Below are 23,327 nucleotides of genomic sequence, written 5' to 3' on the forward strand. Positions count from 1 at the left end.
TCGGACGTTGGTGGTCCGGCGGCTTGAACGTTGCTCGTACCGTGCCGGCGGTAACCCGTCACGACGCCGGAGGCGGGGTCGGAGCGCAGGGGCTCAGCGCTTCGTCCGTATCTCGAACCGGGCCCCACCGCCCTCGGCGTCGGTCGCACGGATCGACCAGCCGTGCGCGTTCACGACCTCCTCGACTATCGCGAGGCCGAACCCCGTGCCGCTCTCGGAGGTCGTGAACCCGAACTCGAACAGCCGATCGCGGACGTCCTCGGGGATCCCCGCTCCGTCGTCGGCGACGAAGAAGCCCGACGCGTCGTCTAACGGGCCGAGCGTGACGATCACGTCGCTTCCCCCGTGTTCCAGCGAGTTCCGGAACAGGTTCTCGAACAGCTGCTGGAGCCGGAGCGGATCCGCCTCGATCGAGCAGTCACCGTCTCCCTCGACGACCAGCGAGGCCGCCTCCGTCTCCACCATCTCCCACGCGTCGGTGGCGACGTCTCCGACCGTCACGCGCTCCGTCTCATCGATCGGTTGGCCGAGTCGGGCCAACCGCAGGACATCCTCGATGAGCGCCTCCATTCGGTCGAGCGCCCGCTTCGCCGCGGCCAACCCCTCGTCGTCCCCGTCCGTCTCCAGCGCGAGGTCGATCCGCCCCTGCGCGATGTTCAACGGGTTCCGCAGGTCGTGGGAGACGATGCTCGCGAACCGGTCCAATCGATCGTTCTGGCGTTCCAGCTCGCGACGGTACCGCTCCCGCTCGGTCACGTCGGTGAGGATGATCGACCGTCCGAGCCGTTCGCCGACGGCAGTAAACGGGTTCTCAGAGACGCTGTAGTACCGGGTGTCTCCGTCGATCTGGAACGTCCGGACGTCGTCGCCGTCGGTGTCGACGGCGCTGGCGATCGACGGCAACACGTCGTCAAACGGCGTGCCGATCGCGTCCGCGAGCGCGGGAAACAACGCTCTCGCGCTCCGATTGAAGTCCTGTACGTGTCCCTCTCCGTCAAGAACGATGATCGGATCGTCGACCTCACCGGCCAGCTGCACGGTTTGGAACCGGTCGAAGTACACGTAGAGAACGCCGACGGCGAAGGCGGCCACACCGAGCGCGGAGTAGGTGACGTCGAGGAGCAACGGCGTTGCTGCCCCGACGACGTCGAGCAGGACCGGCAGTCCGGTGAGCGAGACGACCGCGATCAGCGGCTTCGTGTCGAAGTCGACCTGGACGAACAGCTCGAACAGCATGAAGATGCCGACGAACGCCAGCGAGTACGCGAGCCCCATCACGATCCAGTGAAGCGGCTCGTGATGGATCACCAGATAGGTGAACGGTGTGGTGGCGACTTCGGCGGTGAAGTACTGCTGATGGATCGGGTTCGTCACTTTCACCGCGACGATCGTGAGGTAGCTGCCGACTGCGAGCCGGCGGACCGTCCGGTTGTTGTGATAGGAACGTCCGGTGTATGCGGAACAGAAATAGAGCCACGGACCGACGGTCGCCAGCCCAACGACCAGCCCGGCGATGTAGAAACCGTACTGGAGCCGCACCGACGGTGCGGCGAGGTATCCGATATGTAACACTGCCCACAACCCGCTCGTCGCCAACAGCGCCATTAACCCACGTCGCGTGTCGACGTCTTCGATGTACTGGGTTTGCCGTATGCTCGCGAACGAGACGACGGCGGCGATTCCGAACACGAAGAGGTACCCCACGAGAACGACGTTGCCCGGTAACTGGGATACCGTCATGATTCCCCCTTCGAGCACTCGGTGTTAAAAACTGTGGGGCGTCATCGTCGGAGAGGTGTCAGGTACTTGACCGTAAATGCGGAGACGATAGGTGCCGTCGACGACCGGGTCGAGACGGGAGTCCGCGATCGAGCGGAGCGCGCCCTCAGCCGTGGATACCCATCGCTTCGATCTGTTCTTGATACCGGTTGCGGATGGTGACCTCGGTCACCTGTGCGACGTCGGCGACCTCGCGCTGGGTCTTCTTCTCGTTACACAGCAGGGAGGCGGCGTAGATGGCGGCTGCGGCATAGCCGGTCGGGGATTTCCCCGAGAGCAGTCCCTTCTCCGCGGTCGTCTCGATGATCTCGTTGGCCTTCGACTGGACCTCCTCGCTCAGCTCGAGCTCCGAGGAGAAGCGGGGGACGTACTTCTTGGGGTCGACGGGACGCATCTCCAAGCCGAGCTCCTGGGAGATGTACCGATACGTCCGACCGATCTCCTTGCGCTCGACTCGGGAGACGTCGGATATCTCCTCGAGCGATCGGGGGATCCCTTCCTTGCGACAGGCGGCGTACAGCGCGGCCGTGGAGACGCCCTCGATCGATCGTCCGCGGATGAGGTCCTCCTTTAAGGCCCGCCGGTAGATGACGGAGGCGACCTCACGGACCGACCGCGGGACGCCCAGCGCCGACGCCATGCGGTCGATCTCCGAGAGCGCGAACTGGAGGTTGCGCTCGCCCGCGTCCTTCGTCCGAATGCGCTCCTGCCACTTGCGGAGCCGGTGCATCTGGGAGCGCTTCTCCGAGGACAGCGACCGTCCGTACGCGTCCTTGTCCTTCCAGTCGATCGTCGTCGTCAACCCCTTGTCGTGCATCGTTTTCGTCGTCGGCGCGCCGACGCGGGACTTCGACTGGCGCTCCGAGTGGTTGAACGCGCGCCACTCCGGGCCGGGATCGATCTGATCCTCTTCGAGAATCAGTCCCGTCTCCTCGTGTATCAGTTCGCCATCGGCCGTCCGAGTGAGGTCCTCCGAGTCCAGATCCTCCGGGTCCAGATCCTCCGGATCCAGTTCGTCGACGTCGATGTCGACGTCGTCACCGACCTCCCGTCCCCCCTCTTCGTCCCCCCGCGTGCGCTGCCGGTCGTGATCCCGCTGCCGGGTTGGCCGTGTCATCGCATTTATATACTAATTTAGTCGATTAACTTAAATGTTCTTGGCGGACGGGTCGAGATCTCGGATCGCCCGTGCGACCGCTCGGCACGGGACCACCGGACCGTAACCGTCTTAAGTATCTCCCCGGTACGTAGAGATGAGTCCTGGTAGGGTAGTGGACTATCCTCTTGGCTTGCGGAGCCAGGGACCGGAGTTCAAATCTCCGTCAGGACGCTCACTTCTTGCGAGTGCTTCGCGTTGCGCAGCACCCGCTTCGTCGTTCGATCCTGGGCGTGACTCACGCTCGCGTTCGCTCGCGTTGACCTCCGTCAGGACGCTCACGGTGCTGCTTCGATGGGAACGCCACCGAACACGCGATGAACGTTCCGGGCGTGACGTCGAGTCCGCTCGCCCGTCTCGAACTCAATATCTCTCTGGACGGATCCGATCCACCGGATTCGGATCCACCCACCACTTATAACTCATACCGCGGCCAGACGCTCCGTGCTCCGTTCGACCGCCACACGGGAGAACGCGGGTGTGCGGTGTGGTCCCGTGCGGTATCTCCGTCGCCGTTGACGTGAGTACTGACGCACCGTTCACGTCGCGGGGACGGCCACACGCACCGCCTGTTCGCCCTTCTCACCGTTCGAGTCATCCACTCGTCGGCAGCGTCACCGCGGCGTGAGTCGAACGAGCCGGTCGTCGTCTCCGCGAGGGAACGATCCGCGGGCACGACCGTCCCGATTGGACGTTATCGCGTACACCGCGCCGTCGGGTCCCTGCTCGACGTGGCGGATCCGGCCGAGCTCGTCCTCGAGCAATCCGTGTGAAACCGCGTCGTACTCTCCGTCCATCCAGTCGGCGTCGTGGCGGACGCCGCCGGTGTCGTCCGCGGGCTCGCCCTCGCGCCGGTACGGCGTCACGACGTTGATCCGCTGAGAGGCGAGTCCACCGACGAGCAGTCGATTCCGCCACGACTCGGCCCCCTCGCCCGTGTAGAAGACGCAGCCGGAGGGGGCCCACGTCTCCGACGTCCCCGTATTGACGACCGGGCGGTCGAACTCAGTGCCGGGATAGGTGTCGCCGTCGCGCGCCCGTCCCCCCTCGGGACCCCATCCGTGATCATCGCCCGGACGAAGGATCTGGATCTCGTCGCGAGACGCCGGCCCGTGCTCGGTGACGATCGGCGTTCCGTCGGGGAGAAAGGAGATCCCTTGCGGGTTGCGGTGCCCGGTCGAGAACACGCGGTCGTCGCCGCCCAGGTCCGGGTTGTCCGCGGGGGCACTCCCGTCTGGCTCCACTCTGAGCACCTTCCCGGCCAACGATGTCGGATCCGACGGTGCGGACAGGTCGTCGGCGTCGCCCGTCGTCACCCAGAGGTAGTTCGCGGGCCCGAACGCGATCCGCGAGCCGTTGTGGATGATCTCGTGACCGGGGATCGGTTCGATCACGACCGTCTCCGTCTCGCCCGGATCCTCGGCGTCGGCGTCGTAGTAGACCACGCGGTTCCGATAGTCGTCGGGCCCCGCCTCGTACGTGTACACCGCGTACACCAGCGGGACGTCGGGGTAGTTCGGATGGACCGCGAGCCCCATCAGCCCGCCCTCGCCGCCGCCGTCCCACCAGCTCGTCTCCTCGGCGTCCGGATCGACCGAGTCGGCGCGATCGATGACGTCGGGAGCTGCGAGCTCCGTCAGCTCGTCGCCGTCGTACCGAGTGATCCGCCCCACCCGCTCGGAGACGAACAGATCGCCGTCCGGGGCGAACGCGAGGTCCCACGGGACCTCCAATCCCTCGATCACCGTCTCCACCTCCGCGTCGAGCGCCGGCGGGTCGATGGCCGGCTCCCAGTCGGGATCGTACCCGTTCCACGACTCGACGTCGTGGTCGACGGAGAGGTCGTAGTCGGTGTCCTCGACGGGGGTCGCCGTCGGCGTCGTATCGCCGTTCGTGACGCCGGTACCCGAATCGTCGCCGAGACAGCCGGCGAGTCCGGCGACGCCCGTGAGTCCGGCGGCGAGGAAGCGGCGTCGGTCGCGGTTCATGGCCACGGTTCGGGGAGCCGCGGCTAAAAGTGATGCTCTCGGCGACGAACGAAAAGCGGGGGAGAACCGAAAACGGCTCCCGCGTTAGCGGGCGGCGGCGGCGACGCGTTCGCGCTCTTCCTTCTGCGAGATGGAGTACGTCTGCACGTCGTAGTCGGCGGCCGCGATCAGCTCCTGTGCGAGCGCCTCCGCGGCGGAGGTGGTCGACTTGTACGTCGCGTTCGCGACGCCGTCGGAGATGAACAGCAGCGCCTGGTCGACGCGGCGCTGGGGTGCGACGTCGACGGCCTTCGGGACGGAGATCCCGCCGTACTTCAGGCGGACGGTCTCCTCGCGCGGCGCGGCGTTCTCGACGGCCGTAACGAGGATCTGTGCCGGATTCTCCTCCGTGCGCTCGTGGATGATGTCGAACGCGTCACGGACGATTCGGGTCGCCTGCTGTTTCTTCCCCGTGTTCTCGTCCGTCTGCATCAGCCGGTTGATGAGCCGCTCGACGATCGATATCTCGCTTTTCTTGAACTGCTTGGACGCGTGACGGCCCATCGTGTGCGCGATGGGGGTCACGGTCATGTAGCGTTTCGTCGAGGGGTCCTCGTAGGCGATCTCCGTGACGTCCCAGACGCCGAACAGCTGCGCGTTCGCGTTGGCGGTCTCGCTCGCCGCGGGCGCGTCCGGCTCGGGCTCGTCCGCTGCGGTCTCGGCGTCGACCTCGGCGTCGGCTTCTTCTCCGCTCATCGGACCGGTTTCTCCGCGTTTCCGCGAACCAGTTCGATCATCGAGACGCCGTTGACCTTCTCGACTTTGTAGTTGACGCCGGAGAGGTCGCCCATCGCACGACCCTTCGCGCCGCCGATTCCGGCGATGGTGACCTCGTCGTGCTCGTCGATGAACGAGATCGCACCGTCACCGGGACAGAACGCGGTGACCTGCTTCCCGTTCTTGATGAGCTGAACGCGGACACACTTTCGGATCGCCGAGTTCGGCTGCTTTGCCTCGATCCCGACCTTCTCGAGGACGATACCGCGCGCCTGCGGCGCGCCTTCGAGGGGGTCTGACTTCTTTTTGAGCCCGCGCTCTCTCCGAGCGTACTCGGAGTCGGACCAGCGTCGCTTCTGCCGGTCCTTGTTGAGCTTACGGGCGGCATATTTGCCGTTCGCCATCGTATCCGTTCTTCCCGACGGAGATACTTAAGCGTCCCTCTTTCGATCCCGTGAAACGGCCTCAGATCCCTCGAGAGGTACCCATTAAGTGATCTGAGGGTGTTTCGTCATCCAACCGCGACTGCTCACGACCGTTGAGCCGGTAAGCCGCGTCGAGAGGCCGTCGTTTCCGCTCGGGATTCCGGCCACCCATCGGCCTACGTGCCGCCGTCGTCGCTCTCGCGGACATCGGCCACCCATCGGCCTACGTGCCGCCGTCGTCGCTCTCGCGGACATCGGCCACCCAGTCGGGCTCGTCGACGGTCGTCTCGCCGACGTCGCGGAACGCGATGTCGACCTCGACGGACGCTCCCTGACCGCGTTGGGTTCCCTCCCACCACTGATCGAGGCTCGGCACGACCCCGTCGGCCGTGACGTGCATCGTCGCCTCGGCCGTCGCGACCGCTTCCGGAACGCCGGCGTCGCCAGTGAACTCGTCGGCGACCAGCATGACGGTCCGTTCGCCGTCGAACTCGGCCATACGGTCCTCGACGGTCATGTTCCACCCGCCGACCCCGGCGACCCCGGCGCGCGACTCCTCGCGCATGGCCTCGCGGAACGCCTCGCTCGACCGGTCGATCGACCGTCGGTTCGAAACCACCTCGTCGCCGGCGGTCTCCCTGCCGAACGCCTCGTCGTCCGCGACGTACAGCTCGAAGACGTCGGGTTCCTCGGCGTCGGTCAGTTCCTGCCGGAGGTACTGTCGATCGCGCTCCGTCTCGAAGCGAGCCTCGTACTCCTGTGAGGGGAGCCAGCGGCTCGGCTCCTCGTCGCCGTCGTGGGTCGTCTCGGCCGTCGAGAACAGCTCGAAGCTTCCGGCCTCGACGAGCGCGTCCGAGTGACGCTCCGCGAGCAGGTCGGCGTCGAGGCCGTCCCCATCGAGCCACTCGACGTCCGTGATCGCCGTGTCGCCGCCGCCCAGTGGCGCGCTACAGCCCGCCGTTCCGACGGTGACGCCGCCGGCGATGCCCGTGAGAAACCGTCGTCGTTGCATGAGAACCGGGAGGTACTGGCGAGTGAAAAGGACCGCGGGCCCGCAGTGCCGCGTCAGGTCAGCTGGATGTCGTCGATGTCGTGGTGACGCTTCGCCAGCGTTCGAGCGGTTTCGATGTTCCGGCCGTCTCCGCCGATGGCGACCCCTCGATCCGCGTCCGCGACCTCGACGTACGCGATCCGGTCGTTCTGCTCGGAGACGGTCACGGCGTTGACCGCGGCGGGCGCGAGTGCGCTCGCCACGAACTCCTCGGGCGTCTCGGCGTCCGCGACCAGCTCGATCGAGGCATCGAGTTCCCGCTCGACCGCTTGCACCGTCTGGCCGTCCTGTCCTATCGCCGCGGCCATCTCGCCCGCCGGAACGAGAAAGACGATCCGGTCGCCCTCCACGAGACAGTCCCTCGGCGAGACGCCGGTCAGCTCGTCGAACCGACCGATGTATCGCCGTGCCTCGTCGGAGAGCTCGACCCGCATCAGTCGGTCCGTTCGTCGACCGAGCGACCGCCGTCGCCGATGACTCGCGACCCCATCCGGAGGTCGACGTCGCCGGTACCGAGCGCGATCGGTTTGCCGGCGATGACGTTCTCGATGACGCCGTCGAGCTCGTCGTACTCGCCGTGGATGGCGGCGTCGAGCAGGTGGTTCACCGTCACCTCGAACGCCGCACGCGCGAGCACCGAGTCCTTCGACCCGGAGATGCCGTGCCGACCGATCGAGTCGATCTCGCCGTTGTTCGTCATGATGTCGGCCACGAGCATGAGGTGCCGAACGTTCACGTCGTCGAGCCCTTGCTCTTCGAGCGTGTTCTTCGTCTCGTTGATTATCGTCTCGCGGGCCGCCTCGACGCCGAGGTTCCGGTAGATCTCGTGGATGTTGTTACACGTCGTTCGCGAGGCGTCGACGCCCTCGATGTCGAGCGCGTCGCCGAAGGCGGAGCCTTCGGTGTAGAGGACGAACTCCTCGGTGCCGTCGATCTCCTCTTTCCGAATGACGACTCGCTCGACCTCCTCGATCCCTTTGAACACGATCTCGCGGAGCCGCTCGACGAGCTGGAGCAGCTCGCGGTAGCTCGGCTCGTTGGGGCCGAACTCGATCACGGTTCCCGACTGGCGCGCGTTCACGCCGAGCGCGTCCTCGATCGTCTCGGCGACGATCGCGGCGACCTCCGAGGGGTTCGAGTGGGTCGGCCACCGCTCCAACAGCGTGTCGTCGTTGAGGTCGATCCGAACCAGCATGTCCGCGACGTTCGTCGACACGTCGCCGAGCGCGAGGATGCGCGTCGACTCGATCGACCAGACGACCTCGTGGGCCTTCTCGCGGTCGGTCGCGTACTCGCCGTCCAGATGGACCGTCATCATCGGCGTGTCCGGCGTCTTCCGGGCGTCCACCAGCTCGATGAGCCGGGGGAGCCCCTGCGTGACGTCGATCTCCGCAACGCCAGCGTAGTGGAAGGTGTTCATCGTCATCTGCGTTCCGGGCTCACCGATCGATTGTGCGGAAACCGTTCCGACCGGGTCGAGGGGATCCACGCGCGTCTCGATGTATCGGTTCTCGACGCCGGTCGCGATGTCGGTCACCTGTTCGATCGTGACCTCGCCGTGTTCCTCGGCCTTCTCCGCTATCGTCTCGTAGACGTTCGTCTTCAGCCGGGACGGAAGCTCGGTCGCCTCCACCACTGCCTCCATGTCGTCGGTAACGTTGTCGTACTCAGTCATCTGATTCCACCCCCAGACCGCCGGCCTTGTTCAGGCCCGGTCCGGCGTGCTCCGAGAGGTTCGTCGGCGGTGCCTTCTCGCCGAGGAACCGTTCCTTCTCCTCCGCGGAGCCGAACTCCGCCTGTATGACGCGATCGGCGATGCCGTCGATGTCGATGCCGTCGCCCTCGCCGGAGGACACCTTCACCGGCGAGGTGCCGTCCTCGCCGAACTCGAACTGGACGATGGTGCCGGAGGTGTCCCGCACCGTCCCGTCGTACTGCGCTTCGAGCTCCGAGAGCGCGTTGATGAGCCGACGCTGCAGGTAGCCGGACTTCGACGTCCGGACCGCGGTGTCGACCAGCCCCTCGCGGCCACCCATCGCGTGGAAGAAGAACTCCTCCGGCGTGAGCCCGCCGCGGTAGGAGTTCTCCACGAAGCCGTGCGCCTCCGCCGAGAGGTCGTTCGGCTGGTAGTGGCTGAGCGTCCGGTCCTCGTAACCGCGGTTGATCCGCTCGCCGCGAACCGCCTGCTGACCGACGGAGCCGGCCATCTGCGTGAGGTTCAGCATCGACCCACGCGCGCCGGAGCGGGCCATCACGACCGCCGGGTTGTCGTCGCCGAAGTGCTGGTCGGCGATCTCTCCCGCGGAGTCGCGGGCCTTCCCGAGCGTTTGCATGATCTTCATCTCCAGGGTCTCGTCGACGCTGCGTCCCGGCAGCGACTCGAGTTCGCCCGCGTGGTACGTATCGATCAGTTCCTGTACACGGTCGTAGGCGCTTCCGATCGCCTCGTCGACCTGTCGTTCGGCCTCCGGCGGGATCGACTCGTCGTCGATCCCGATCGAGAAGCCGAAGTGCATGATCGCGCGCATCGCTAGCGACGCGATCTCGTTGATGAACACGCGGGCGCGCGTCTCCCCGTACACCTTGGTGAGCGTGTCGACGACCTCGCCGCCGAACGCGCCGACGGCGTCCTCGTCGATCGTCCCCTCGATCAGCTGGCCGTCCACGATGCGGACGGTGTCCCCGGTCGAGGAGGTGAACTCCAAAGAGAGGTCGTCGGGGAGCAGTTCCGAGAACAGCGTCCGGCCGGTCCAGAACTCGTTTCCGGCGTCGTCGACGCCGTCCGCCTGAGGGAGCTCGTCGACGCGGGTCGCACGCAGCAGGTCCAGCGCCTGCGTCTCCGTGAACTCGGGGTTCGAGTGGGTGAGCAGGTAGGTCCCGGAGATGTGGTCCTGGATCGCGCCGATGATGTTCCCGCCGAATCGCGGCGAGAGGATCTGCTCTTGGACGCGCATGAGCACGCGCGCCTCGGCGCGCGCCTCCTCGTTCTGGAGCGCGTGCATGTTCATCTCGTCGCCGTCGAAGTCGGCGTTGTACGGCGGACAGACGACCGTGTTGAGCCGGAACGTCTTGTACGGCATCACCACGACCTCGTGGGCCATGATCGACATCCGGTGGAGCGACGGCTGCCGGTTGAAGATCACGATGTCGCCGTCGACGAGGTGTCGGTTCACCTCCCAGTCGGAGTCGACCTTCTCGGCGAGCTCCTCGCAGTTCTTCTCGGTCACCTTGAGGCGACGACCGTCGGGGCGACGCACGTAGTTCGCACCCGGATGCGTCTCGGGGCCGTTTCGGACGTACTGGCGCGCCTCCTCGACGTTGCGCTCGGTGACGTTGAGCGTCTGGGTCATCTCCGTGGCGACGCGGTCGGGGACGCCGACCTCGTTCAACGAGAGCGTCGGGTCCGGCGAGATGACCGTCCGCGCCGAGAAGTTGACGCGTTTGCCGGACAGCGAGCCGCGGAAGCGGCCCTCCTTCCCTTTCAGCCGCTGAGAGAGCGTCTTGAGGGGTCGTCCGGAGCGGTGTCGGGCCGGCGGCGTCCCGCTGATCTCGTTGTCGACGAACGTGGTGACGTGGTACTGGAGCAGCTCCCAGAGGTCCTCGATGATGAGCTGCGGGGCACCCGCCTCGCGGTTCTCCATGAACCGCTGGTTGATCCGGATGATGTCGACGAGCTTGTGGGTGAGGTCGTCCTCCGAGCGCTGGCCGTTGTCCAGCGTGATGGAGGGACGCGTCGTCACCGGCGGCACCGGGAGCACCGTCATGATCATCCACTCCGGTCGGGAGTCCTGAGAGTCGATTCCGAGCACCTCGAGGTCCTCGTCGGGGATGTCCTCGAACCAGTCGCGGATATCCGAGGGCATCAGCTTGTTCATGTCCTCTTCGGTTAGATCGACGGATAACGCCTTCTCGATGGCGCGGCGGTCCTCCTTGCGGGGACGGAACTCGCCGGCCATGATGTCGTTGATCCGATCGAGAGCGATATCCGTCTTGTCCGCCAACTCCCCGGGGGACGTTCCGGGATCGTCCTCCTCCTCGTCGGGCTGCATCGCGGCCGCGATGCGCTCGGAGTACTCCCCGGAGAGCACGTCCTGGACCTCGTAGTACGTCGTCGGCTTCTCGTGTTTGATGTCCGCCTGCGGCTCGCCACAGAACGGGCACGTCTTCGCCTTTCGGGCCTGTCGGACGGCCGCCTTCAGCACGTCGTGGGGGTCGTCGCCGAGCTCCTTGGCGCGCTCGTAGCGCTCGCTGAACTCCTCGCGCTGCTCGTCGTCCAAGGCGAGCCGGCCGCAGTCGCGGCACGTCGAGCGGAGCAGCCGGCGGATGAGCTTCGTGAACCCGACGTGGATGACGGGCGCGGCGAGCTCGATGTGGCCGAAGTGGCCGTTACACGATCCGGAGTGGGACCCGCAGGTTCGACACTCCAGACCGGGGTCGATGACGCCGAGCCGCGGGTCCATCAACCCCATGTCGATCGGATAGCCGTCGTCGTCGTACGTGTCGGCCGTGATCACCTTCGTCGCCGACATGTCCCGGTACGTCTCCGGGTCCATGAGGCCGAAGTCGATGCCGCCGAGCACTTTCGGTGTTTGCATTGACATTTAAATCGCGTCCTCCAGTTCGAGCTTCGGTCGGATGCCCAAGGCGATCATCTCGTCGAGAAGGAGCTTGAACGCGTAGCTCACCTCGAGTTCGTGGATGTCGTCCTCGTCGCCCGTGACGGGGTCGTACACACGGCGCTGCTCGCGGTCCTCGACGGCGACGAGTCCCGTCTTCGCGGAGACGTGGACCGTCTCGGCGTCGGACGACTCCAGCAGCCGCTCGTTGAGCACCATCGACGCGCCGTGGCCGATGATCGTGTCGCGTTCCATCTCCCCGACACGCAGCCCGCCCTCGCGGGCGCGCCCCTCGGTGGGCTGGCGCGTGAGCACCTGCACCGGTCCGCGCGACCGGGCGTGGAGCTTGTTCGACACCATGTGGTACAGCTTGTGATAGAAGATCGTCCCGACGAAGATCTCCGCGTCGATCCGCTCGCCGGTGACGCCGGAGTACATGACTTCCTTGCCGGAGGACTTGAACCCGTGGTCCTCCAAGCCGCCGCGAAGCTCCTCCTCGTCTTCACCCTGGAACGGCGTGCCGTCGACGCGGGAGCCGCGCAGCGAGCCGACCTTCCCGCCCAGCATCTCCAGGACGTGGCCCACCGTCATCCGGGATGGTAGTGCGTGGGGGTTCAACACCAAGTCGGGGACGACCCCTTCCTCAGTGAACGGCATGTCCTCCTGCGGTGCGAGGTGGCCGACGACGCCTTTCTGTCCGTGTCGGGACGCGAACTTGTCGCCCAGCTCGGGGACGCGCTGGTCGCGGACCTTCACCTTCGAGAGCTTCGAGCCGTCCTCGCCCTCCATCAGCGTGACGGTGTCGACGACGCCCGACTCGCCCGAGCGCATCGTCACCGAGGTCTCGCGTCGCTTCTGCGGGGAGAGTCCGCCCATGTCGTCGGGCTCCTCGAGGAAGCGCGGCGGGCTCGTCTTGCCGAGCAGGACGGAGGACTCGTCGACCTTCGTCTCCGGGTTCACGAGCCCGTCCTCGTCGAGGTGGGTGTACGCGTCCTCACCGCGTGCGCCTCGAACGTCCTGAGAGGGCATCTCGAAGCGGTCCTCCTGACCGCCAGGGTAGCGACGTTCCTCGCCCTCGTAGGTCCGGAAGAAGTGCGAGCGCATCAGTGCGCGGTCGACCGACCCCTGGTTCATCACGAGGGCGTCCTCGATGTTGAACCCCTCGTAGGACATCACGGCGACCACGAAGTTCTGTGCGGCCGGCCGCTTGTCGAAGTTTATCTGGTCGGACGTCTGAGTCTTCACCATCGCCAACTGCGGATAGTGCAGGAGGTGCTGGCGCGTGTCGGGCCGGATCCGGTAGTTCGCGGACGGGAGGCCGAGCGACTGTTTCATCATCCCCGCGCCCATCGTAATGCGGGGGCTGGCGTTGTGCTCGGGATACGGGATCATCCCCGCACCGATACCGAACACGAGCTGCGGATCGATCTCGAGGTGCGTGTGATCGTCTCCGACGTCGCTCTCGTCGACCGCGACGTAGATGTCCTCCTCCTCTTCCGCGTCGATGAACTCGACGTAGCCGCGCTCGACGAGGTCCTCGAAATCGACGTCGCCGCGCTCGACCGCCGCGATCTCCTCGTCGCCGAGGAGGGGTTCGCCGTTCTCGACGACGATGAGCGGTCGGCGGGCGCGTCCCGCGTCCGCGTTGACGATCACTTCCTGGGTCCGTTCTTTCACCGAGACGTTCACCATCTCGGAGACGTCGCCACGACGGCGCGCTTCCCGGATCTGTTCAGCGAGCCCGTTCGGGTCCGGATGGGTCCCGACGAGGCTCCCGTTGACGTACACTTTTGCTTCGCGTTCTGCCTGAGCCATGTTAGTCGTCCGCCGTCTGTCGTTCGACGCCCTCGATGCCGGGGATCCCCTCGACACCCATCGACGCCAGTTCTCGTTTCAGCCCCTGTTCGTCCTCGATGTTCTGTGACAGCTCCATCGCCTGTGCGAAGTTCTTCACGAGTCCACAGTTCGGTCCCTCCGGGGTCTCGGAGGGGCAGATGCGACCCCACTGGGTCGCGTGGAGGTCCCGCGCCTCGAAATGCGGCTGCGAGCGCGACAGCGGCGAGCGCAGGCGACGAAGGTGACTGAGAACGCCCATGTAGTCCGTGCGATCGACCAGCTGGGAGACGCCGGAACGCCCGCCGACCCAGTTGCCCGTCGCGATCGGGTGTTCGAGCCGCTCGGTCAACACGTCGGAGCGAACGACCGTGTTGACGGTGAGCTGTCGGTTACGCATGTTCGCGCGCTCGAGCTGATACTTCACGTCGCGTGCCAGCTTGTTCAGGGCGGTCCGGAACAGGTCACGCATGAGGTCGCCGGACACCTTCAGGCGCTTGTTGGCGTAGTGGTCCTTGTCGTCCGACTCGCGGCGATTCAAGGCGAGTTCGAAGCACGCCTCGGCCATCCGGCAGAGGTAGTACGCCTTGTTGATGCGGACGTCCTCCTCGTCGACGCCCTCCTCGTGGAGGTGCGGAAGGAGGTACCGGTCGATGACGTAGTTCGCCCGCTTCAGCTGGTAGTTCTTCCCCTGACCGGAGGCGACGCGCTCCCCGAGGGTCTCGATCGCCTCCTCGGTGGTCTGCACCGACGCCTCCTCTAAGTTCTCCAGCATGAACTTCACGATCTCGGGATCGTCGCTCACGCGGTGGACGATCTCCTCGTCGGATTCGAGCCCAAGCGCGCGGACCAGCGTCACGAAGTCGATCGACCCGGACACGGAGGGGAACGACACTTCGAGCAGTCCCTCGCGGTTGCGCTCACACAGCACGAGCGCACGGTACCCGCGGCGCTGGGAGAACGTCTTCGCGACCTGGATCTCGTCGCCGTATTTCGAGTCGTACTCCGCGAGGATCTTGTTCGGCGCGAGGTCCTCGCTCGTCATCAGCACGCGCTCGGAGCCGTTGACGATGAAGTAGCCGCCGGGGTCGACCGGGTCCTCGCCGATGTCGATCAGCTCCTCGTCGGAGAAGCCGGCCATGTTACACTTGTTCGAGCCGACCATGATCGGCATCCGGCCGACCTTCGTCTCCGTGGTGTCGACGACCTGTTCGGGCTCGTCCTCGCCGCCGCGCACGATGGACATCTCCATGAACACGGGCGCGGAGTAGGTGATGTTTCGCAGGCGGGCCTCCTGGGGATACAGCAGCTCCTCGGAGCCGTCGGCCTCGCGGACGCGCGGGGTGACCATCCGCACGTCTCCGAGCTCGACGTAGACGGGTTCTTGACCCTCCTTATCGCCGATGTCGGTGTCGATCGTCTCCTTTTCGTCGACGACTTCCTGCATGCCGCGATCCAGGAAGTTGTTGAACGAGCGGAAGTGATGTTCGGCGAGCCGGTCATCCGAGAAGTACTCGCGTGAAACCACGCGTCGGTCTTGCCTGTTCATGAGACGACGAGTCGGAACACGACCGCTTGATCGGTCGTTCGGGAGTTTCGTACGATCTTCACGACGTCGCCGACTTCGGCCTCGTCGGGGACGGCGGGGTCCGTACGTTTGATCTTCGGCAGGTTCGTTTTCGTCACGTTGTACTCCGCCAGAACCTCCTCGACCTCCTCGGGATCGTCGAGCAGGACGTGGTCCGGGACGAGTTCGTGTTGGCTTACGTCTACCATGGGTGGTGGTGATTGAAAGAAGCTATCACGAGATACTACAGTAAGTTAGATACGCCACTCAAATAAGGCTTACCAAGCGCGTCCGCCGTGCACGGCTGTCGGAGACGGCGGGGCGTGCGTCACCGAAACACACGATATCGTGATTCAAAAGGCTATCGGGACTGTGAACGCCACCCATCCTCGTCCACGATGACAAGCCTTATCTGCCAGACAGGGGTACGATGGGTTGCAGTCTGCCCGGATGGTGTAGTGGCCCATCATACGACCCTGTCACGGTCGTGACGCGGGTTCAAATCCCGCTCCGGGCGTCCCCCGATTTCGGGGCCGAGACTGCGTGTCTGCCCGGATGGTGTAGTGGCCCATCATACGACCCTGTCACGGTCGTGACGCGGGTTCAAATCCCGCTCCGGGCGTTTCCGTTCTCCGACGACGACTGGCGAGTGTCGTGTGCGTCCCGCCCGAACGGTTCACTCCGAGGGATCACACGTCGTTCAGCCGACCCGCCACCGCTCCGATCGCCGTCCCGAAGCGTGGGTTTATCCACGAAGGCGCGCCACGTTCGGGTGATGGTCGTCGCCGATCCACCGGTCCCCGAACTCGCCGACCGCGCTCGCGCCTGCGCCGATCGACTCCGCGATGCCGACAGCGTGCTGTTGGTCTCACACATCGACGCCGACGGGCTCACCAGCGCCGCGGTCGCCTCGACGGCGCTCGCGCGGGCGGGGATCGATCACGAGGTCGTCTTCGAGAAACAGCTCGACGCGGAGTCGATCGCGGGGATCGCCGCCCGCGAGTACGACACGGTGCTTTTCACCGACTTCGGCTCCGGACAGCTGGACGTCATCGCCGACTACGAGGCCGCCGGCGAGTTCACTCCCGTCATCGCGGACCACCACCAGCCGGCCGACGCCGACACGACGTTCCACCTCAACCCCCTCCTGGAGGGGATAAACGGGGCGAACGAGCTGTCCGGTGCGGGAGCGAGCTACGTCCTCGCACGCGCACTGGAGGGCTCAGGCGGCGACGGATCCGCCGGATCCGACGGCGACAACCGCGACCTGGCCGGTCTCGCGGTCATCGGTGCGGTCGGCGACATGCAGGACTCCGGCGACGGACTCGTCGGCGCGAACGAGGCGATCGTCGCGGACGGGGTCGCCGTCGAGGTGCTCGAAACGCGAACGGATCTCGACCTGTACGGTCGACAGACCCGTCCGCTTCCGAAACTGCTCGAGTACGCGTCCGACGTACGGATCCCCGGTATCTCCAACGACGAGGCGGGCGCGATCTCGTTCCTGTCGGAGCTGGAGCTCGAGTTGAAGTCCGGGGGCGAGTGGCGTCGCTGGGTCGATCTCGACGCCGACGAACGACGGACGCTCGTCTCCGCGCTGATACAGCGCGCGGTCGCCTCCGGCGTCCCGGCCGCCCGGATCGAGGCGCTCGTCGGGACGTCCTACACGCTCGTCGCCGAGGAGCCCGGCACCGAGCTCCGGGACGTCAGCGAGTTCTCCACCCTGCTGAACGCCACCGCCCGTTACGAGCGTGCGGACGTTGGGCTCGCGGTGTGTCTCGGCGACCGCGACGAGGCGCTCACGGAGGCGCGGAGCCTCCTCCGGAACCACCGTCGGAACCTCTCGGAAGGGCTCCAGTGGGTCAAAACCGAGGGCGTCACCCACGAGGACAACCTCCAGTGGTTCGACGCGGGGTCGCGGATCCGCGAGACGATCGTCGGCATCGTCGCCGGAATGGCCGTGGGATCGCCCGCGGTCGACCGCTCGAAACCGGTGATCGCGTTCGCCGAGGAGAGCGCCACGGAGCTGAAAGTGTCCTCGCGGGGCTCGCACCGACTCGTCCGTCAGGGACTCGACTTGTCGGTCGTGATGGGTGAAGCGAGCCGGTCGGTCGGCGGCGACGGCGGGGGACACGACGTCGCGGCCGGCGCGACGATTCCGGCCGACGCGCGGGACGCGTTCCTCGCGGCGGCCGACGAGCTGATCGGCGAGCAGCTGCCCTGACTCGGTGCGGACGTCGAGCTACGCGTCGCCGATGTCTCGGAACATCGCGCGGTAGTCGTCCGTCGAGAACGACTCGCCGAGGTCGTCGATGTCCGCGTCCAGGTCGTCGAGCCGCGCCAACAGATCGTCGTACGACTCGTTTTTCTTCAGTTGGACGGTCGGTTTCTCCGCCTCGAGGACAGCTCGCTTGCTTGCGAGCGCGGCGGCCTGTTGGAGGAGCTCGTCGTATTCGGTCCGCGTGAGAAGGGTTTCGAGTGCGGCCAGGAGGTTCGATCGGCTGACAGGCTTCGTCAGGTACAGATCGAACCCCATGTCGATGATGTCGAACTCGGGCTCGACCGCGGTCACCATCGCGATCCGACAGTCGTACCCGCGTTCACGGGTGTGCTCGAGCACGTCGTCGCCGCTCCCGTCCGGGAGCCGACGATCGAGGAGAATGACGTCGATCGTCTCGTCGATGCGGTCGATCGCCTCCGCGGCCGTCTCGGCCACGGTGACGTCGTACTGCTCCTCGAGGAAGCCCGCGTACAGCGCCGCGATGTCGGGTTCGTCCTCGACCACGAGTACGGTCGGCTCGCTCACCGCCGATCACCGTTCGTTCGACGGGGAGCCGCTTGACCGCACATACGGATGAAACCGACGTGTTGACGAATAAAGCTGTCGCCGTCGCGCCCCGATCGCACGACTGGTCTTTTATATACTGTCGCCGTCATACTTCGAACGAATGTCAGCGCTCGTCTCTACGGGGGTCGACGGTCTCGACTCGATCCTCTCCGGCGGTATCACGGCGCAGTCGACGGTGCTCGTCTCGGGGAATCCGGGAACCGGAAAGAGCATCTTCGGGATCCAGTACCTGTACACAGGGGTCACCGAGTACGACGAACGAGGAGTGTACGTCTCCTTCGAGGAGGACGAGGCGGACATCCGCGAGGCCGCGGCGTCGATCGGATTCGACGACTTCGATCAGTTCGTCGATGAGGGGAAGATCGCGATCCTGGACAAACGGGAGATGCTCCGGGAGGCCGACTTCTCGACGGCGGTCGATCGGCTCCTCGAAACGGTCGAGAACGGCGATTTCGACCGGCTCGTGCTCGATTCGCTGTCGATGTTCCAGCTCTTCTTCGAGGACGAACAGGAGAAGCGGACGTACCTGTTGAAGTTCTCGGACATCCTCAAGGCGAACGGGCTCACCTCGCTGCTCATCAACGAGCAGGGCGCGGTGTTTCCGGACACGGAGGTGGGGTTGGAGAACTTCCTCACCGACGGCAACATCTACTTCATCCAGACGCCCACGGACTCCGGCGTCAACCGGTACGTCTGGGTGGCGAAGATGCGGAAACAGGAGATCGACACCGACATCTTCCCGATGGAGATCGGGGAGGGCGGGATCACGGTCCACGAGCGTGCCGGCGGGTTCTCGATGATGGGTCGTGCGGGCGAGCCGTCGTTTTGACCACGGAACGGACTACTGGCTGGACGAGAGGTTCCGCCACACGTCGTCGAGCCGGTTTTTCACTGCGGACCGCTCCTCGACTTCGATGGTGAGATCCTCGCGGAAGTCGACCTCGATCCCGTCGACCTTGCGGCGATACACCTTCACTCGTCGATGCTCGTCGGAGAGCGGGCGATCGTGGAGCTCGAGGAGATCGGCCTCCTCCAACTCGTTGATCCGGCGGTAACACGTCGCGATGGGGACGTCGAGCTCGTCGCTGAGGTCCTGTGCGGACTTCGCGTCGCCCGTCGCGCTTAAGATATCCGTGTTGTACTTGTTTCCTAACACCGTGATCAAGTTCTCTCCCACCATTCTCGTTATCGAGTTTGATTGTTACTCCTAAAAGTATATCGGTGAGCTTCCAGAGTGTAGGCGGTCGAAAACGGCTCTCTGTTACATATTACGTGATAATTGAGGTAGATAAAAACCGTCCAATATTCGGCTCTTATCGCTGTTGATACTCGATACCGGATCTTTATGCGTGCCCTACGGAGAGGGGTCGTATGGAGCTGATCGAGGCGTTGTATCTCGTGACAACGACCGTGCTGGCGGGTGCCGGGCTGACGCTGTTCGGGTTCGCGGCCTCCGCGTACCGCGAGTCAGGCCGGACGTCGATGGCGTGGCTCGGGGTCGGGTTCGGACTGCTCGTCATCGCCGCGGTGGTAACCCCTCTTGCGGCGTTTCGGACGGAGTTCGCGAATCCGGAGGCGCTGCTGTTGGTGAACACCGGTCTGTACGCGGCGTCGACCGTGCTCGTCGCGGGGAGTCTCGCCGTCTACGAGCCCGGAACGCGGGAGTTCGTGATCTCGGACGCGGATCTCACTGAGTTTCAGGAATGATAACCAAAGAACGATCCGGGACAATCTATTCAATTTATATTTTATGTAATAAACACGAAAAACGCATGACTGCAGCTGTTTATCAGTACTGATTCTTTGCTCCAAGTCTTTAATAGTTGACTCTTGCTTGGGAGTTACAACGCCCGCCGGAGAGACCGCGGGCCGAGGCAGATCAACGACACATGTTCGAACGAGTATTCGACGAGGAAGAGCGCGGTCAGGTGGGTATCGGAACGCTCATCGTGTTCATCGCGATGGTGTTGGTGGCGGCGATCGCCGCCGGCGTTCTGATCAACACTGCCGGCTTCCTCCAGACACAGGCAGAGGCAACGGGCGAAGAGAGTACGAGCCAGGTCAGCGACCGCCTGCAGGTGGTGAGCCAGTCCGGCAACGTGACCGACCAGAACGTCACTGATCTCGACATCGTCGTTGCACAGGCACCCGGCGCGAGCAACATCGATCTCGAGGAGGTGAGCGTGGAGATAATCGGCGACAACGGACAGGAATCGTTCACCATCGGTGACGAGGACAACGCCACCATCGACATGTTCACCGGCGGCGAAGACGACGTCGTCTTAGTCGATAACAGCGATCGCGCCGAGATCCGGATCGAGCTCGGCACCACCGAAGGCGACTCCGTCGAGTACGACGTCCTGAACGCCGGTGACGACGCGACGATCACGTTCACGACGGCGGCCGGGGCGACGACGACGACGGAGATCCGCGTCCCGACCACGCTGACCGAGGACCAGGATTCGGTGAGGCTGTAACAATGTTCGAGTTCATCAACAACGACGAGGACCGCGGTCAGGTGGGTATCGGAACGCTCATCGTGTTCATCGCGATGGTGCTGGTGGCGGCGATCGCCGCCGGCGTGCTGATCAACACGGCAGGGTTCCTGCAGTCGCAGGCGGAGGCGACCGGTCAGGAGAGTACCGATCTCGTCTCCGAGCGGATCGACGTGACGAGCACCGTCGGCATCGTTGCCGATCCCGGCGGTGCAGACGACGGTAACCTGAGCGAGATCCGCCTCGGCGTCACCGGCGCGCCCGGTGCCGACCAGATCGACTTGAGTGAAACGACCATCCAGGCGGTCGGACCGAACGGACAAGAGAACCTCGTGTTCACCGCCAACGAAACCGAAGCCGGCGGCGAGGACGAGGACCTCGTCGGTGGTGAGGACGCGAGCCTGATCCCCGAGAACGGGTTCGCGGTTCAGAACTCCACCGGAGTGTTCGTCTCGGCCGATGACGCGGTGTTGAACGACGAGGATCAGTTCACCATCGTGTTGAACCCCGAGACGTCGCCGTTCGGCGAGGCCGGTGACGCGTTCGGCGAGAGCGAGAGCTCGTCGCTCGAGATCGTCTCGCCGTCCTCGGCGACGACGGCCGTCGACCTGCGCTCGCCAGACCTCTACCAGAGTGACGGCGAAGCGGTCCGACTGTAACGTCGGCACGAGCCGATCCCTGACCGCGTTCTTTCATTTATTCAATGTATCCCAGTGGCGACACAGTCTCCCGATCTCAGTCGTATCATATCGAATAATTTGAGCCGTTCCCTTATTACTACCCTTCCACTCCCTCCGATAGAGCCCGCGAACGGACGACGGGCGCACGCACACATGTTCGAATTCGCAACAGACGACGACAGGGGTCAGGTGGGTATCGGCACGCTCATCGTGTTCATCGCGATGGTGTTGGTGGCGGCGATCGCCGCCGGCGTGCTGATCAACACGGCTGGCTTCCTCCAGACGCAAGCGGAGGCAACGGGCGAAGAGAGTACGAGTCAGGTCAGCGACCGTCTTCAGGTCGTGAGTCAGGCCGGTAACGTCACCGATAGTCAGGCGGTCGACGAGCTCGACATCGTGCTCGCGAAGGCTCCGGGCGCGGGGAACATCAACCTGAACGACACGACCGTGGAACTCATCGGCGACGGCGGGCAGGAGACGTTCAGCGTCGGCGACGAGGGGAACGCGACGATCGACATGTTCTCCGGGTCGAGCGACTCCGTGCTGATAGACACCAGCGACCGTGCGGAGCTGAACATCGTTCTCGACAGCGACATCGAGTACGACGTGCTTCAGGCCGGTGACCGGCTCGCCGTGACGTTCACGACGGCGTCCGGCGCGTCGACGACGACGGAGATCCGCGTCCCGACCACGCTGACCGAGGACCAGAGCTCGGTGAGGCTGTAACGATGTTCGAGTTCATCAACAACGACGAGGACCGCGGTCAGGTGGGTATCGGCACGCTCATCGTGTTCATCGCGATGGTGCTGGTGGCGGCGATCGCCGCCGGCGTGCTGATCAACACGGCTGGGTTCCTGCAGTCGCAGGCGGAGGCGACCGGTCAGGAGAGCACCGATCTCGTCTCCGAGCGGATCGACGTGACGAGCACCGTCGGCATCGTGAACAGCTCCGACGAGGGAACGCTCAAAGAGATCCGTGTCGGCGTCGCCGGCGCGCCCGGTGCAGACCAGATCGACTTGAGCGACACGACCATCCAGGCCGTCGGACCGGAAGGACAGGAGAACCTCGTGTTCAACGCGACGAACTCGAGCGGTGACGAGCTGTCGACGCTGTCCGATCCGGACGCCCGTGACGTCCAGCAGGGAGCCTTCGCCGTCCAGAACAGCTCCGGCGCGTTCGTCGGCGACAGCGAGGCGGTCCTCAACGACGACGACAGCTTCACTATCGTGATCAACCCCGAGACGAACCCCTTCGGGACGGGCGCAGGCGAGGCCTTCGGCGAGAGCCAGGAGGCGACGCTCGACATCGTCTCGCCGTCCTCGGCGACGACGCAGGTCGAACTCCGCTCGCCCGATCTGTACAGCACTGACGACGAAGCGGTCAGGCTCTAACGAGCCACACACGCCTCGGTTCCGACGTTCCGGTGGATCCCCGCCCGGAACACCTATTTTCTCGCGCGAACACGATGTCCCCATGAGTGACAAGGAGGTATCGCCGGCCGATCCCGACGACCTCGACTTCACCGACGACGAGCGCGTCGCGGAGATCGACGAGGGCCGCTACGTCGTCGGTACCGACGGCCGGCCGAACGTCCGACCCTCGGGATCGGAGCCCGACTCGGAGCCGGCGGACGACTCCGGGTTCGAAACCCCGGCGGAGCCGCAGCGCGCCGCCGAACGCGAGCCCACCGCCACGGGCGACGCGAGCGGCGACGGCGCGGGCAGTCCCGACGTCGATCGCCAGGCGGTGAGCCGCTGGCTCGCGGGGTCGTTCGACGACGACGGCTTCGCGTACGGCTTCGACGCCACCCTCCACGCCGAGGGCGACACGGCCCGGCACCGAATGGTGTCGAACGACGTCACCGCAACCTTCGACACATTGGTCTCGTGGTTCGCGAGCAACGCCGGTACCGACGCTCCGCCGTCGGAGGCGCTCGGTCTCCTTCTCATGGCCGCCGACACGCCCGTCGACCTCCCGCCCGTCGCGATCAAGCGGTTCGCCGCGAGCCACGGGCTCTCCGCGACCGACTCCATCGGTGACCTGGTCCGCGCCGCTGAAGAGGAGGGCGGTTTCCGGATCGAGTGAGATTCAAACGGATTCGTGGGGAGTCGGTGAGTCCGGTGATGTGTCGGGAAT

General features: G+C 65.2%; 22 protein-coding genes and 3 tRNA genes. 11 read left to right on the forward strand and 14 right to left on the reverse strand.

Going from position 1 to position 23,327, the window contains the following annotated elements:
- Positions 1-93: 93 nt before the first annotated feature.
- Together ACNSN7_RS08265 and ACNSN7_RS08270 are read right to left on the reverse strand one after the other, a co-directional pair.
- Positions 94-1,740 carry a sensor histidine kinase gene (locus ACNSN7_RS08265; protein ID WP_418281807.1) on the reverse strand — a complete coding sequence of 549 codons (1,647 nt, stop codon included), beginning with the start codon at positions 1,738-1,740 and terminating at the stop codon, positions 94-96.
- Positions 1,741-1,885: 145 nt separating this feature from the next.
- The gene (locus tag ACNSN7_RS08270; protein WP_418281808.1) at positions 1,886-2,896 is read right to left on the reverse strand and encodes a transcription initiation factor IIB; all 1,011 of its coding nucleotides are present in this window, start codon (positions 2,894-2,896) and stop codon (positions 1,886-1,888) included.
- Between the two features lie 140 nt (positions 2,897-3,036).
- Here ACNSN7_RS08270 and ACNSN7_RS08275 point away from each other — a divergent pair.
- Positions 3,037-3,109: transfer RNA gene (locus ACNSN7_RS08275), tRNA-Arg, on the forward strand.
- Between the two features lie 440 nt (positions 3,110-3,549).
- Here the strand turns inward: ACNSN7_RS08275 and ACNSN7_RS08280 are convergent.
- From ACNSN7_RS08280 to ACNSN7_RS08325, 10 genes are all read right to left on the reverse strand, one after another.
- A complete protein-coding gene (locus tag ACNSN7_RS08280; protein WP_418281809.1) occupies positions 3,550-4,923 on the reverse strand; it encodes a PQQ-dependent sugar dehydrogenase in 1,374 nt (457 codons plus the stop codon).
- An 84-nt stretch (positions 4,924-5,007) separates the two neighbouring features.
- The gene (locus ACNSN7_RS08285; RefSeq protein WP_418281810.1) at positions 5,008-5,658 is read right to left on the reverse strand and encodes a 30S ribosomal protein S7; all 651 of its coding nucleotides are present in this window, start codon (positions 5,656-5,658) and stop codon (positions 5,008-5,010) included.
- Positions 5,655-6,083, reverse strand: a complete 429-nt coding sequence (locus ACNSN7_RS08290) for a 30S ribosomal protein S12 (protein WP_418281811.1) — start codon at positions 6,081-6,083, stop codon at positions 5,655-5,657. Before ACNSN7_RS08290 ends, ACNSN7_RS08285 begins: the two co-directional genes overlap by 4 nt.
- Positions 6,084-6,327: 244 nt before the next feature.
- Positions 6,328-7,116, reverse strand: coding sequence for a DUF7537 family lipoprotein (locus ACNSN7_RS08295; protein ID WP_418281812.1), 789 nt, complete (start codon positions 7,114-7,116; stop codon positions 6,328-6,330).
- A 53-nt stretch (positions 7,117-7,169) separates the two neighbouring features.
- Positions 7,170-7,589 carry a NusA-like transcription termination signal-binding factor gene (locus ACNSN7_RS08300; RefSeq protein WP_418281813.1) on the reverse strand — a complete coding sequence of 140 codons (420 nt, stop codon included), beginning with the start codon at positions 7,587-7,589 and terminating at the stop codon, positions 7,170-7,172.
- Entirely contained in the window at positions 7,589-8,830 is a 1,242-nt protein-coding gene (gene rpoA2 / locus ACNSN7_RS08305) for a DNA-directed RNA polymerase subunit A'' (RefSeq protein ID WP_418281814.1), read from the reverse strand. The genes ACNSN7_RS08300 and rpoA2 overlap by 1 nt, the downstream gene beginning before the upstream one ends.
- Positions 8,823-11,750: a DNA-directed RNA polymerase subunit A' gene (locus ACNSN7_RS08310; protein ID WP_418281815.1), complete on the reverse strand. Its 2,928-nt coding sequence runs from the start codon at positions 11,748-11,750 to the stop codon at positions 8,823-8,825. Before ACNSN7_RS08310 ends, rpoA2 begins: the two co-directional genes overlap by 8 nt.
- Before the next feature lie 6 nt (positions 11,751-11,756).
- Entirely contained in the window at positions 11,757-13,586 is a 1,830-nt protein-coding gene (rpoB, locus tag ACNSN7_RS08315) for a DNA-directed RNA polymerase subunit B (protein WP_418281816.1), read from the reverse strand.
- 1 nt (position 13,587) lies between these two features.
- Positions 13,588-15,153 (reverse strand): DNA-directed RNA polymerase subunit B'', encoded by a 1,566-nt coding sequence (locus ACNSN7_RS08320; protein WP_418281817.1) that lies wholly within the window; start codon positions 15,151-15,153, stop codon positions 13,588-13,590.
- Complete coding sequence (locus ACNSN7_RS08325) at positions 15,150-15,380, reverse strand: DNA-directed RNA polymerase subunit H (protein ID WP_418281818.1); 231 nt, start codon at positions 15,378-15,380, stop codon at positions 15,150-15,152. Before ACNSN7_RS08325 ends, ACNSN7_RS08320 begins: the two co-directional genes overlap by 4 nt.
- Positions 15,381-15,615: 235 nt before the next feature.
- On the opposite strand from ACNSN7_RS08325, the gene ACNSN7_RS08330 reads away from it, so the two are divergent.
- The 3 genes from ACNSN7_RS08330 (at position 15,616) to recJ (ending at position 17,392) form a co-directional block, all read left to right on the forward strand.
- Positions 15,616-15,688: transfer RNA gene (locus ACNSN7_RS08330), tRNA-Asp, on the forward strand.
- A 32-nt stretch (positions 15,689-15,720) separates the two neighbouring features.
- Positions 15,721-15,793 (forward strand) — tRNA-Asp (locus ACNSN7_RS08335).
- A gap of 153 nt (positions 15,794-15,946) precedes the next feature.
- Positions 15,947-17,392: a RecJ family nuclease gene (recJ, locus tag ACNSN7_RS08340; protein WP_418281819.1), complete on the forward strand. Its 1,446-nt coding sequence runs from the start codon at positions 15,947-15,949 to the stop codon at positions 17,390-17,392.
- A gap of 18 nt (positions 17,393-17,410) precedes the next feature.
- Here recJ and ACNSN7_RS08345 read toward each other — a convergent pair whose 3' ends face one another.
- The gene (locus ACNSN7_RS08345) at positions 17,411-17,974 is read right to left on the reverse strand and encodes a HalX domain-containing protein (protein ID WP_418281820.1); all 564 of its coding nucleotides are present in this window, start codon (positions 17,972-17,974) and stop codon (positions 17,411-17,413) included.
- Between the two features lie 142 nt (positions 17,975-18,116).
- On the opposite strand from ACNSN7_RS08345, the gene ACNSN7_RS08350 reads away from it, so the two are divergent.
- The gene (locus tag ACNSN7_RS08350; protein WP_418281821.1) at positions 18,117-18,845 is read left to right on the forward strand and encodes an RAD55 family ATPase; all 729 of its coding nucleotides are present in this window, start codon (positions 18,117-18,119) and stop codon (positions 18,843-18,845) included.
- Between the two features lie 12 nt (positions 18,846-18,857).
- Here the strand turns inward: ACNSN7_RS08350 and ACNSN7_RS08355 are convergent, their stop codons facing one another.
- Complete coding sequence (locus ACNSN7_RS08355) at positions 18,858-19,196, reverse strand: helix-turn-helix domain-containing protein (RefSeq protein WP_418281822.1); 339 nt, start codon at positions 19,194-19,196, stop codon at positions 18,858-18,860.
- Positions 19,197-19,387: 191 nt separating this feature from the next.
- Here ACNSN7_RS08355 and ACNSN7_RS08360 point away from each other — a divergent pair, with 191 nt between their 5' ends.
- From ACNSN7_RS08360 to ACNSN7_RS08385, 6 genes are all read left to right on the forward strand, one after another.
- Positions 19,388-19,723 carry a hypothetical protein gene (locus ACNSN7_RS08360; RefSeq protein ID WP_418281823.1) on the forward strand — a complete coding sequence of 112 codons (336 nt, stop codon included), beginning with the start codon at positions 19,388-19,390 and terminating at the stop codon, positions 19,721-19,723.
- A gap of 182 nt (positions 19,724-19,905) precedes the next feature.
- Complete coding sequence (locus tag ACNSN7_RS08365) at positions 19,906-20,493, forward strand: flagellin (protein WP_418281824.1); 588 nt, start codon at positions 19,906-19,908, stop codon at positions 20,491-20,493.
- 2 nt (positions 20,494-20,495) lie between these two features.
- Entirely contained in the window at positions 20,496-21,170 is a 675-nt protein-coding gene (locus ACNSN7_RS08370; protein ID WP_418281825.1) for a flagellin, read from the forward strand.
- 174 nt (positions 21,171-21,344) lie between these two features.
- Positions 21,345-21,917, forward strand: a complete 573-nt coding sequence (locus tag ACNSN7_RS08375; protein WP_418281826.1) for a flagellin — start codon at positions 21,345-21,347, stop codon at positions 21,915-21,917.
- 2 nt (positions 21,918-21,919) lie between these two features.
- Complete coding sequence (locus ACNSN7_RS08380; RefSeq protein ID WP_418281827.1) at positions 21,920-22,582, forward strand: flagellin; 663 nt, start codon at positions 21,920-21,922, stop codon at positions 22,580-22,582.
- 82 nt (positions 22,583-22,664) lie between these two features.
- The gene (locus ACNSN7_RS08385; protein WP_418281828.1) at positions 22,665-23,276 is read left to right on the forward strand and encodes a DUF7500 family protein; all 612 of its coding nucleotides are present in this window, start codon (positions 22,665-22,667) and stop codon (positions 23,274-23,276) included.
- Positions 23,277-23,327: the final 51 nt, after the last annotated feature.

Source organism: Halorubrum rarum (assembly GCF_048380895.1).
In the GTDB taxonomy this organism is placed as follows: domain Archaea; phylum Halobacteriota; class Halobacteria; order Halobacteriales; family Haloferacaceae; genus Halorubrum.